At 54.8% G+C, this 12047-nt stretch carries 10 protein-coding genes; 8 read left to right on the top strand and 2 right to left on the bottom strand.

Annotated features, from left to right (window positions below; all coding sequences use genetic code 11):
- The first annotated feature begins 6 nt into the window (after nt 1-6).
- From QMQ05_RS12265 to proC, 5 genes are all read left to right on the top strand, one after another.
- Nucleotides 7-657 (top strand): ArsR/SmtB family transcription factor, encoded by a 651-nt coding sequence (locus QMQ05_RS12265; RefSeq protein ID WP_058255129.1) that lies wholly within the window; start codon nt 7-9, stop codon nt 655-657.
- A gap of 148 nt (nt 658-805) precedes the next feature.
- Nucleotides 806-3595 carry a type I DNA topoisomerase gene (topA, locus tag QMQ05_RS12260; RefSeq protein WP_345470383.1) on the top strand — a complete coding sequence of 930 codons (2790 nt, stop codon included), beginning with the start codon at nt 806-808 and terminating at the stop codon, nt 3593-3595.
- Nucleotides 3596-3627: 32 nt separating this feature from the next.
- On the top strand, nt 3628-4647 hold the full coding sequence (locus QMQ05_RS12255; protein WP_345470381.1) for a Ppx/GppA phosphatase family protein: 1020 nt from the start codon (nt 3628-3630) through the stop codon (nt 4645-4647).
- Nucleotides 4648-4706: 59 nt separating this feature from the next.
- Nucleotides 4707-5531, top strand: a complete 825-nt coding sequence (locus tag QMQ05_RS12250) for a sugar phosphate isomerase/epimerase family protein (protein WP_345470379.1) — start codon at nt 4707-4709, stop codon at nt 5529-5531.
- A gap of 4 nt (nt 5532-5535) precedes the next feature.
- On the top strand, nt 5536-6378 hold the full coding sequence (gene proC / locus QMQ05_RS12245) for a pyrroline-5-carboxylate reductase (protein ID WP_345470377.1): 843 nt from the start codon (nt 5536-5538) through the stop codon (nt 6376-6378).
- A gap of 90 nt (nt 6379-6468) precedes the next feature.
- On the opposite strand, the gene QMQ05_RS12240 is transcribed toward proC, so the two are convergent.
- Entirely contained in the window at nt 6469-7140 is a 672-nt protein-coding gene (locus QMQ05_RS12240; RefSeq protein ID WP_022874258.1) for a potassium channel family protein, read from the bottom strand.
- The gene (locus QMQ05_RS12235; RefSeq protein WP_345470373.1) at nt 7133-8566 is read right to left on the bottom strand and encodes a TrkH family potassium uptake protein; all 1434 of its coding nucleotides are present in this window, start codon (nt 8564-8566) and stop codon (nt 7133-7135) included. The genes QMQ05_RS12240 and QMQ05_RS12235 overlap by 8 nt, the downstream gene beginning before the upstream one ends.
- A 207-nt stretch (nt 8567-8773) precedes the next feature.
- Between QMQ05_RS12235 and QMQ05_RS12230 the strand changes: the two genes are divergently transcribed.
- From QMQ05_RS12230 to gdhA, 3 genes are all read left to right on the top strand, one after another.
- A complete protein-coding gene (locus QMQ05_RS12230) occupies nt 8774-9943 on the top strand; it encodes an acetoin utilization protein AcuC (protein WP_345474736.1) in 1170 nt (389 codons plus the stop codon).
- A gap of 95 nt (nt 9944-10038) precedes the next feature.
- Nucleotides 10039-10479 carry an ArsR/SmtB family transcription factor gene (locus QMQ05_RS12225; protein ID WP_345470371.1) on the top strand — a complete coding sequence of 147 codons (441 nt, stop codon included), beginning with the start codon at nt 10039-10041 and terminating at the stop codon, nt 10477-10479.
- 191 nt (nt 10480-10670) lie between these two features.
- Nucleotides 10671-12014, top strand: a complete 1344-nt coding sequence (gdhA, locus tag QMQ05_RS12220; RefSeq protein ID WP_345470369.1) for an NADP-specific glutamate dehydrogenase — start codon at nt 10671-10673, stop codon at nt 12012-12014.
- Nucleotides 12015-12047 lie beyond the last annotated feature (33 nt).

Below are 12047 nucleotides of genomic sequence, written 5' to 3'. Positions count from 1 at the left end.
TTGCCTATGACACGCAACACAATTGAGGAACAGGCTGAAGGTGCCTCGACGATGGAGATCGATATTCCGCAGGTCGTCTCCATCACCGACCCACAAGCCATTCGAGCGTTGGCCCACGACGCTCGGCTGATCGTCTTGGATGAACTTTTTGCATCCCAGACCACACGCACCGCAACGGAGCTCGCCTCGTTGTGTGCGCTGACACCCAGCGCTATGAGCTACCACCTGAGAGCTCTAGAGAAATATGGGTACGTGATTCGTGCGGCCAGCGAAGGCGACGCACGTGAACGCAGGTGGCGAGCTGCCGGTGAACGTTTGGAATTGAACACTCAGATCGATTCCACCAACGCAAAAACCGCGTATCTCAACGTGCAATTAAACGCATTTAGAACTCGACTGAATGCTGAAGTGCAACGACGCGAGGCTGAAGCTAAGGCTGGAATTACTCCGGATCCGGATCGCCCACCCATGCTCACTAGTGGGTTGGTGTTCCTTTCCGAAGAAAAACAGCGTGAGTTCAACCGCAGAATGTTGGACCTTGTCTATGAGTACGAGGCCACAGCGACGGCCGAAGAACGCAGTATTGACTCTCGTCGTATGTTCTACTTAATCTCGTTGCTTCCCGAATATCAGACCTCCGGGGAGAGAACTACATAGAATGCCTCACTCAAACCGCAGCAATTCTTCGGTGTAAGATCATCGGGAAATGTGGCTATAGAGTAGGCACATAGAACGAAGCTGTGATGTCGGATTTAGTACGGGCCGGATAAAGGTCCTAAAAATCCGTACTGTATAAAGGAGTGCTGTGCCCCCCAAGGCCAAGGAAAAGACTGGTAAGAAACTCGTAATTGTGGAGTCTCCTGCCAAGGTGAAGTCTATCGCCAAGTATTTGGGCGAGGGCTTCGATGTTGACGCTTCGGTGGGGCATATCCGCGACCTTCCACAGCCCTCGGAACTTCCCACCGAGCTGAAGAAAACTTCGGTCGGTAAATTCGCTGTTGATCTGGATAACGACTTTGAACCGTATTACATGGTCTACCCAGATAAGAAGAAGCGTGTTTCTGAGCTGAAGGCCAAGCTCAAAGAAGCCGACGAACTCTACCTCGCAACCGATGCGGACCGCGAAGGCGAAGCCATCGCGTGGCACCTGTTGCAGGTACTCAAGCCCAAGGTCCCAGTTCGTCGTCTGGCCTTCACCGAAATCACCAAGGAAGGTATTGCGCGCGCACTGGATAACATGCGCGAACTGGATACCGACCTCGTTGATGCCCAGGAAACCCGCCGCGTCCTAGACCGACTCTACGGTTATGAAATCTCGCCGGTGCTTTGGCGCAAGGTGGCTCGCGGGCTCTCCGCAGGTCGCGTGCAGTCGGTAGCTACCCGCCTGGTTGTTGAGCGCGAACGCGAGCGTATGGCTTTCATCCCGGCAGGATACTGGGATGTTAAGGGTGACTTTGCTACCGCTGAAGGTGAAAGCTTCTCCGCGAAGCTTTCCTCCGTCGACGGTGCACGCGTCGCTTCTGGCCGTGACTTTGATGACCGTGGACAGCTCAAGAACTCGCGCACCAAGCTGGCACATCTTGACCAAGACTCTGCGCAGTCGCTGGTAGCGAATCTCTCGGATACTGACTTCGCTGTCACTTCCGTTGAAGACAAGCCTTACACCCGTCGCCCAGCGGCTCCTTTCACTACCTCAACGCTGCAGCAGGAAGCTTCTCGCAAATTGCGTTGGAGCTCGAAGATCACCATGCAGATCGCTCAGCGACTGTATGAAAACGGCTACATCACCTATATGCGTACCGACTCTGTGTTCCTGTCTCAGGAAGCTACGACCGCGGCACGCAAGCAGGCTACTGAACTTTATGGTGCAGACTCTGTGCCGGCTAAGCCTCGCGTGTACAAGGCCAAGTCAGACGCTGCGCAGGAAGCTCACGAAGCTATTCGTCCCGCTGGCGATATGTTCCGTCGCCCTAAGGACGTGCGCTCCTCCCTGTCCAAGGATGAGTACGCACTCTACGAATTGATCTGGAAGCGCACCGTTGCCTCTCAGATGGCCGATGCTAAGGGCTTTACCGCGACCATCAAGTTGCAGGGCACTGCCAGTGATCAGCGAGTCGCTGAATTCTCGGCCTCCGGTACCGTGATCACTTTCCGTGGTTTCCTCTCTGCCTACGAAGAAGGCAAGGACGAGCAAGCTCTGGAAGCAGCCGCCCAAGACGCAGAAGCCCGTTTGCCACAGCTATCAGTTGGCCAGCACCTCGCCGGTGATGAGCTGCAGGCTCTGGGACACGAAACGACCCCGCCTGCTCGTTACACCGAAGCTTCGATCGTTGCAGAGTTGGAAAAGCGCGAGATCGGTCGTCCATCGACCTACGCGCCAACCATTTCCACCATCATGGATCGTGGCTATGTGACCAAACGTGGTGGCGCACTGGTGCCAAGCTGGATTGCCTTCTCGGTAATTCGCCTCCTTGAAGAGCACTTTGCCAAGTACGTTGACTATGACTTCACGGCTCGCTTGGAAGATGACCTCGACGAAATCGCCAAGGGTCACCGTGCACGTACCGACTGGTTGAACCTTTTCTACTTCGGTAAGGGTGCGGATTCCGAGACTGAAGGCCTAAAGCATGTGGTCGATAACCTCGGCGACATTGATGCCCGCGCGATCAACTCGATTCGCGTTACCGACGACATCACCTTGCGTGTAGGCAAGTTTGGCCCATACCTAGAACGCGCCATCCCAGAGGGTGCTGAAGAAGGTACCGAGCCTCAGCGCGCCAATGTGCCAGAAGACTTGGCTCCCGATGAGCTGACTGCGGCGAAGGCTGAAGAGCTCTTTGCTACGTCGCAGGTCGCTGAAAAGGAACTGGGCAATGACCCAGAAACTGGTCGCAAGATCGTGGCCAAGGATGGTCGGTACGGTGCGTATGTCACCGAGATCATTCCAGAGCCAACGGCCGAGGAATTAGCTGCTCTGCCTGTTGAGTACTACAAGAACGGCAAGCCGAAGCCACCAAAGAAGCCTGCCAAGATCAAGCCACGCACCGCCTCGTTGTTCAAATCGATGAGCGTGGAAACGGTGACTTTGGAGGATGCGCTCAAGCTGATGAGCTTGCCACGCATTGTGGGTGCTGACGCTGAAGGCGAAGAAATCACCGTTCAGAACGGTCGTTTTGGCCCATACCTGAAGAAGGGCAGCGATTCACGATCCATCGAAAGTGAAGAGCAGATCTTCACGATTACCTTGGATGAAGCCCTGGAGATTTACTCCCAGCCAAAGCAACGTGGCCGTCGTGCTGCGGTGCCACCACTGGCCGAGTTCGGAGTGGATCCAACCAGCGAGAAGAACATCGTGGTCAAGGATGGTCGCTTCGGCCCATACATCACCGATGGGGTCACCAACATTACTGTTCCGCGCGGAACGTCGTTGGAAGAGCTGACTCGAGAGCGTGCCATCGAGCTGTTGGCCGATAAGCGTGCGCGTGGCCCGGTCAAGCGCACCGCGAAAAAGGCGCCGGCTAAGAAGGCTCCGGCCAAAAAAGCCCCAGCCAAGAAGACCACAGCAAAAACGACCACCGCAAAAAAGACTGACTAACAGTTCTTGCACGGCCTAATGAGGAGCGCACCATGAGACTAGGTGTCCTGGATATCGGTTCAAATACCGTTCACCTTTTGCTCGTCGATGCATACCCAGGAGCCCGCCCGGTTCCTTACGCGTCGCACAAGCGCCCGCTGTCCTTGGTGCGCTACCTCAATGAATACGGCGCAATCACCGATGAGGGCCAGCGGGAATTGATCTCATTTATCAATGAGGCGGTAAAGTTCGCTGGCAGTCATCAGGTGGAAGACTTTATGGCTTTTTGTACCTCGGCAATTCGCGAATCGTCCAATGGTGCCAGCGTGCTGGACCGGGTAAAAAGCGAAACCGGCGTAAGCCTGATGGAACTGACCGGTGAAGAAGAAGCCGGGATGACTTTCTACTCGGTACGTCGCTGGTTCGGGTGGTCCTCGGAATCAATCCTCAACCTTGATATGGGTGGCGGTTCGCTGGAGCTTGCGTGGGGTACCGATGAATTTCCTCAGACGGCCTACTCGGTTCCATTGGGCGCTGGCCGCTTGACTCGCGAATGGCTACCCAATGACTTGCCTTCCATCAAGGAAGTCAAAGAATTGCGCATGTACGTCCGTGACGTGCTCAACGATCCGACGACTGAACTGCGCCAGTATGGGAAACCAACATTGGCAACTGCTACCTCAAAGACTTTCCGTTCATTAGCGCGTATCACCGGCGCGGCACCTAGCGACGAAGGTCCTTACGTCAAGCGCGTGCTCAACCGTGAGGCACTGAAAATTTGGACTAACCGTCTGACGGCCATGAGCTGGTCTGAACGGGCTGAATTGCCGGGTGTCTCCGAAATTCGTGCACCTCAACTATTGGCTGGAGCCATCGTTGCGCATGAAGCAATGAGCGCTTTGAAACTGAAAACCGTACGTATCTGCCCTTGGGCTATTCGTGAAGGTTTGATGTTGCGACGTTTTGATCACGTGATGTTTGACTCTGCGACACCGCTCAGTAGTAGCGTTGGAGTGGGAGAGGTTGCCTTGGCACATGAGAAACATCAGTTTCTGTCTGAGCCGAGTAACTAAACTTTCTCGGTGATACAGGTGTCCCGCTGAAGATGGGTCGCGGTAACAGGAGGCAAGGCATGGAAGACCAGAAGAGTTCTTATAAGGTGCCGGTCACCTTATCCAGCGCATCAGTTTATCCGCTGAGCGTTCATGATGCCTTCGCAATGGCCAAAGACGTTGGATACGACGGTATCGAAGTTTTAGTGACCGGAAATGCTGCGAGTCAGTCGGCAGGTGCACTCAAAGAATTGATGGACAAGTACCAACTGCCCATCATGGCTATTCACGCACCAACCTTGTTGCTCACCCAGCAAGTCTGGGGTTCTGCATGGGCAAAAGTTGAGCGTTCGGTGATCCTTGCACAAGCTGTGGGTGCTAGCGTTGTTGTGGCACACCCGCCCTTTAGATGGCAAGGCTCTTACGCTGAAGGATTTGGTGAGGGCGTGCAACGCCTCATCGATACCACCGGTATGAAAATTGCCGTAGAAAACATGTATCCGTGGCGTGCTCGAGGCCGTGAAGCCAAGATGTATCTTCCACACTGGAACCCGGTTCCTGAGTCATACCAACACGTGACCTGGGACTTCTCCCATGCGGCCATCGCCAACATGGATTCTCGGCAGGCGGTCGAAGATCTAGGTGATCGACTGGCACACGTACACCTGTGCGATGGTTTGGATAACGGAAAAGACGAACACCTCGTACCCGGTTTGGGAACCCAGCGGGTGGCCGAATCCTTGCAATATTTACGTGATGTTGCCTGGAAGGGAACCATGGCCGTGGAAGTTTCCACGCGAAAGGCCAAAAACGCGGGCCAGAAAGAAGAATGGCTGGGAAAGACCCTCGAATTTGCACGAGAGCACTTATCTACCAGCCCTGAGCGCGATCCAATGAAACAATGAACTTATGAGTGAAGCAACAAAAAACCTGAAACTGTCCTTCCTCGGTGCCGGTTCAATGAACGGTGCCATCCTTCGTGGCATTGTCGCTTCGGGTCATGACCCCAAGCTGATCACTGCAACTCTGCGTAGTGACAAGCGTGCTGCGGAGCTTCGCGAACTTGGTATCAACGTACTGGTCAGCGATCAAGATGCTGAAGCCAACGCCAAAGCGGTCGCACAAACAGACATCATCTTCCTTGGCGTAAAGCCGGTGGGGATCACTGATCTCTGCGATGAGATCTCCGGCGCATTGAGCCCGGATAAGGTGGTTGTGTCTGTCGCAGCAGCCATCACCCTCGACAGTATGCAGTCACACCTGCCTGCTAACCAGCCGGTCATTCGTTCCATGCCGAACACCCCGTTGATGGTTGGCGCTGGAGTTGTTGGCTTGAGCCCGGCACAAAGCGTCAGCGAAGAACAGACCAAGCTGGTGACCGAGCTGCTTTCTGGCTCCGGCGACGTCCACGTCATCGATGAAGACCAGCAGAACGCTCTGTCAGCGATCTCCGGTTCAGGACCGGCCTATGCCTTCTACCTGGCTGAAGCGATGGCTAATGCTGGTGTGGCCATGGGCTTGGACGAAAAGCTGGCCATTGACCTAGCTCGGGCTACCGTCGCGGGTGCGGGCAAAATGCTCTCTGACCCACAGGCTGTCCCAGGCGAGCTGCGTAAGGCCGTCACGAGCCCTAAGGGGACCACAGAACAGGCCATCAAGACCTTCGACGAGCAGGGCATTCCGAAGATCATCGCTGCCGGCACGCAGGCAGCTGCCGCCCGGGCAGCACAGTTGAGCGAAGAGCTTGGCTAGAGCCTCTCAACGCAATTAACTAGAAAATCGTGGTCGGTACCCACTTCTTGAACGAAGGGGTACCGACCACGATTGTCTTTTGTGCAGAAATTAGGGCCGAGCGGCAAAACGCTCGAGGAGATCCACGTGCCCCGAAACGATCAAAACGTCTCGACGAGTCACGATGGTGTCAGGCACTGCATAGGTGAAATCTTCACCGGGAGACTTCACACCAACGATGGTCACGCCATACTTTGAACGGACCTGGGACTGGGCCAGCGTGAACCCCTGGGTTTCCTTGGGTGGATACATTTTGACGATGGCGAATCCGTCATCAAATTCAATGAAGTCCAGCATGCGTCCGCCAACTAGGTGCGCAGCACGCACACCGGCATCAGCCTCGGGATAAATCACGTGATTGGCACCGATGCGGGTCAAGATCTTGCCATGCGAGGGAGTGATGGCCTTGACCCACAAGTGCTCAATGCCAAGATCCACAAGATTCACCGTGATCAGCACGGAAGACTCGATCGAGGTACCCACACCAACAACAGCAGAAGAGAACTCCTGAGCACCGAGCTGACGCAGAGCATCAATGTTCGTAGCATCGGCCGCTACGACGTGGGTTAGGGTGCTAGCCCATTGCTGAACCAATTCGGGGCTACGCTCAATGGCTAGGACTTCTCGTCCCTGCTTGACTAGTGTTTCAGCCACCGAGGCACCGAACCGACCCAGACCAATGACCAGGACTGGGGCATTGTGATCAATATTCTTGTCAGCCAATGAGTGGCCTTTCTTCTGGAAGTTTGAATAGTGAATTACGGTGTCGCATGGTCAATGCGCTGGCTAGGGTAATACTGCCGATACGACCGGCAAACATGAGAACACTAAGTACATATTTACCTGCAGGAGGCATCTCCTGAGAAACGCCGGAGCTCAAACCCACGGTGGCGAATGCTGAGATGGATTCAAAAAGTGCCCGAGAGAATCCCACCGATTCATCGATGGTGACCAAGGCACCAGTAGCCACCATGACGAGGGAAGCACCCATGGCGACCACAGAGATCGCAACACGCATGGTGCCTTGGGGAATCTGGCGTCCAAAAGCCTTCACGTCGGTATCGCCTCGAACCTCTGCCAGGATGGCCAAGAACATCACGGCGATGGTGGTGACCTTGATACCGCCAGCGGTCGAAGCCGAACCGCCACCTGCGAACATGAGAGCGTCGGTCAGCAAGACCGTGACCTGATGAATATCGTTCTGATCAACAAGATTGAAGCCGCCAGAACGTGTCATCGTCGAAGCGAATAACGCATGTATGATCTTGTCGCTCACGGACATCTCACCCAGAGTCCGTGGGTTAGACCATTCAAAAACGAGCCATAAGAAGGCTCCAGCGAAGAGCAAGATCGTGGTGACCAGCATGGTCAGCTTGGTATGCAGGTTCCATTTCTTGACGTTGAACTTATGGGCCAACAGGACCATGATCACCGGGAAACCCAAAGAGCCAATAAAAACTCCGCCCATCAAAGGGATGAGGATCCACAGGTCAGTTTCATAGGGAACCAGGCCATCGGAGTGCGGGGTGAAACCAGCATTGTTGAATGCTGACACCGCGTAAAAGATACCGTGCCATATGGATGACAGGACGCTTTCGCCCAAGATGTAGAAGCGGGGGATGAGCAAAAGCGCGATAAGCCCCTGAAGACTGATGGCGGTCAGGATGACAATGCGCAACAGCGAACTAACCTCGCCCAGCGCGGAAGCCCCGGAACTATCCATGGACTTTTGAGCCATGAGCTTGGCACGAACGCCAAGCTTTCGAGAGACTGCCAGCGACATGATGGATGCCAAGGTCAGAATGCCCAAACCGCCCATGAAAGTTGCAATAAGCATGATCAATTGTCCGAGGAATGACCAATGGGCAGCGGTCGAAACCGTTGTGAGACCAGTGACGCAGACGGCGGATACTGCCGTAAACAGTGCATCGTGCAGTGGCGTGGCGTCTCCCGACGCCGAGGAAAACGGGGCAGCGAGCAATGACGTGAAGATCGTGATGGCCAGAACGAACACGCCGAGGGTTAAGCGTGCGGGGGAGCGCACTGTGAAGTCAGCAATGGACATGCGGAACTTTAGCCATCTTTTACGACGTCGTTCGCGCAGTTCAGCTGCCTGGGCCCGAGGGCCTAGATCACTGGCAGTGCTCATCTGTAACTCGCTGTTTCTTCGGGACAAGTGGATAACAAGGGTGGAAGTTGAAGTCCTCCTAGTAATTTACGCGTTTCGGGCGCCAAACGCTTGCCTTCTGACTTTAGAGAATCGCTACGTCGTCAAATGAACCACGAATTCATGAGTTGCATCACTATCGGGTAGCCTGAAAAAGTGTTAGATCCACAACAGGCCCCACGACCAACGATGGTCATGTGGGATGAAGAGTATCTGAAATATAAATTCAGCGACTGGCATCCCATGCACCCTTCCCGACTTGAACTGACGCATCGGCTCAGCTCAGAACTGGGAGTACTGAGCGCCGACAACGTGAGCATGCATGTGCCCGAGATTGCCAGCGATGCAGTACTTAGGACAGTTCACGAGCAGGACTACATCGATCAGGTGCGGCGTGTTAGTGATGATCCATCACTCATAGCTGAAGAATACGGTCTTGGCACCGAAGATGATCCAGTGTTTGCTGGAATGCACGACGCGGCTAGTCGCATCGTTGGCGGTTCGGTGATCGCGGCCCAAGCCATTATGGATCAGAGCACAGTACGGGCAGTGAACTTTGCCGGTGGCATGCACCATGCCGCCAAGAAAAAGGCGAGCGGCTTCTGCATTTACAATGACGCGGCCGCCGCGATCCGGCGCATGCTGGATAACGGTGCTCAACGGGTGGTCTACATTGACGTTGACGCTCACCATGGGGATGGCACCGAATCTATTTTTTGGGATGACGAACGAGTCCTGACGATTTCATTGCATGAGTCCGGGCTATCCCTGTTCCCGGGAACGGGATTTGCCAATGAAATTGGCGGACAGAATGCCCAGGGCAGCGCAGTGAATGTTGCTTTGCCTGCGATGACCGGGGATTCGGGATGGATGCGTGCCTTCCATGCGATAGTTCCGCAATTGGTTCATGCCTTCAAACCAGAAATTATTGTGTCTCAGCATGGTTGTGATGCCCATCGAGATGATGACATGACCAATTTGAAGTTATCGGTTGATGCGCAGCGCCAGGTCGCACTCGATATCGCCCAACTGGCTGACGACTTGTGCGAAGGACGATGGCTTGCCACCGGTGGTGGTGGATATAACGTCACCGCTGTGGTGCCGCGAACTTGGACTCATCTAACAGCCATCGTCGCCGGAAAGCCTGTACCTCTTCGCACGTATGTGCCCGAGACTTTTCGCCGATACGTTCTTGAGCGCTACGGCCGGGCTATGCCGTATCTGATGGGTGAAGACGCGCAACTGTGGTGGCGCAATTGGGAAGTTGGTTATGACCCTGCTGACCCTGTAGACCGAACGATAATTGCTACACGTAAGGAAGTCTTTCCACTCTTCGGTCTTGACCCATGGTTTGACTAAGCGCAGATAAGTCAGCCGAAATTACTCGACGGTTGAATTTCATGACGGAACGGGCCACGTAATCAATGGCCAGATGGTCATATGCCGTTAGGGTTATGTATGTGGCAATTGATGAAGTTTTTTCGGCGTTGGCAGAGCCAACCCGTCGCAAGATAATCGAAGCGCTCAAGAATGAGCCTAAAGCCGTAGGCACTCTGGTGACTGAACTGGAGATTTCTCAGCCTACGGTCTCAAAGCATTTAAAGGTGTTGCGTGAAGCGCAGCTGGTCAGCATGGCGGCCGCCGGCCAACGCCGTATCTACAGCATTGACACTGCGGCTTTGGAAGATCTCGTACATTGGTGCGCCGATTTAGTGCCGGCCCCAGAGAGTGACGAGCAGATCGATGTTCAGACTTCGAATTCGAGTGCTCAAGTTTCCCCTGCCAACCCGACCGCCCAGCAAATCAGTCGAAGCGTTGGGCGAGGGCTGGAGCAAGTTACTGGTCGTGCGCAAGAATTCTTGGAGCGGCTTCCTCGTTTTGGACGACGTCGTTAGCCAATTGTTCAACTGACGCGGACACGGTCAGGCAATATGGTCAGTGATTTACGTTACGACCATATTTCTGATTTATAACAGAAAATTTTTCTTCACGGTGCTCCGCGTGGCATTCTCGTGTGCGGGGCAGTGTCGTCGGGTGTGAGGTTCCCCGGACGCATGTTCCTGTCCCGCATGATGAGGAGAGAAACTTGGATAAGCACTTAGCTACGATTCGCGACGAAGTGTTCCGTCGCAATCCTGGAGAAGCAGAATTCCACCAGGCAGTCACCGAAGTATTCGAAAGCCTTGAAGCTGTTTCGCTTAAGCACCCTGAATACGCCGAGGCCGCCATTCTGCAGCGCTTGTGCGAACCCGAGCGACAGATTATTTTCCGCGTCCCTTGGGTGGACGACGAGGGACGAGTCCAGATCAACCGTGGTTTCCGCGTTGAATTCAACTCGGCACTGGGCCCATACAAGGGTGGTCTACGATTCCACCCTTCGGTTTACCTGGGCATCGTTAAGTTCCTAGGCTTTGAACAGATCTTCAAGAACTCTTTGACCGGTATGCCAATCGGTGGCGGTAAGGGTGGCTCGGACTTTGACCCACGAGGCAAGTCTGACGGAGAAGTAATGCGTTTCTGCCAGTCCTTCATGACTGAGCTGTACCGCCACATTGGTGAGTACACAGACGTTCCTGCAGGTGACATTGGTGTAGGTGGCCGCGAAATCGGTTACCTCTTCGGCCAGTACAAGCGCATCACCAACCGCTACGAATCCGGAGTTCTCACCGGTAAGGGCCTAAGCTGGGGCGGTTCATTGGTTCGCCCAGAAGCTACCGGCTATGGCGCTGTTATCTTTACCGAAGAAATGCTTAAGACTCGTGGTCAGTCCTTCGACGGCCAGCGCGTCATTGTTTCGGGTTCGGGAAATGTGGCAATCCACGCCATCGAAAAGGCACAGAGCCTCGGCGCCAAGGTCGTTACCGCCTCGGACTCCGCTGGATTCATCGTCGATGAGGGTGGCATCGATCTAGAATTGCTGCGTCAGATCAAGGAAGTTGAACGCGGACGCATTTCTGAGTACGCAGAACGCCGTGGCACCAGCAAGGTCAAGTACGTTGCCGGTGGCAGCGTATGGGACATCGCGGGCACCGTCGCATTGCCATGTGCTACCCAGAATGAGTTGGGCGAAGAGGCTGCCAAGAAGATGGTTGCCGCAGGCACTATCGCCGTTGCAGAAGGCGCCAACATGCCAACTACTGCACAGGCAACTGCTATCTTCCAGGACGCCGGGGTGCTGTTTGGCCCAGGTAAGGCTGCTAACGCCGGTGGCGTTGCAACCTCCGCCTTGGAAATGCAGCAGAACGCCAGCCGTGACTCGTGGAGCTTCGAGCACACCGAGCGCCGTCTGAGCGAGATCATGGTCGGCATTCACGACAGCTGTGCTGCCACCGCCGATGAGTACGGTATCCCAGGTAACTACGTCGCCGGTGCGAACATCGCAGGCTTCGTCAAGGTTGCTGATGCCATGCTGGCCCAGGGCGTCATCTAAGAAATAGTTCGCGTCTCAATCCGTACGTCGTGC

The organism is Glutamicibacter sp. B1 (assembly GCF_039602135.1).
Classification (GTDB): Bacteria; Actinomycetota; Actinomycetes; order Actinomycetales; family Micrococcaceae; genus Glutamicibacter; species Glutamicibacter ectropisis.
Note: the sequence above shows the minus strand (reverse complement) of the source record. Positions and strands in the feature narration are given on the sequence as shown.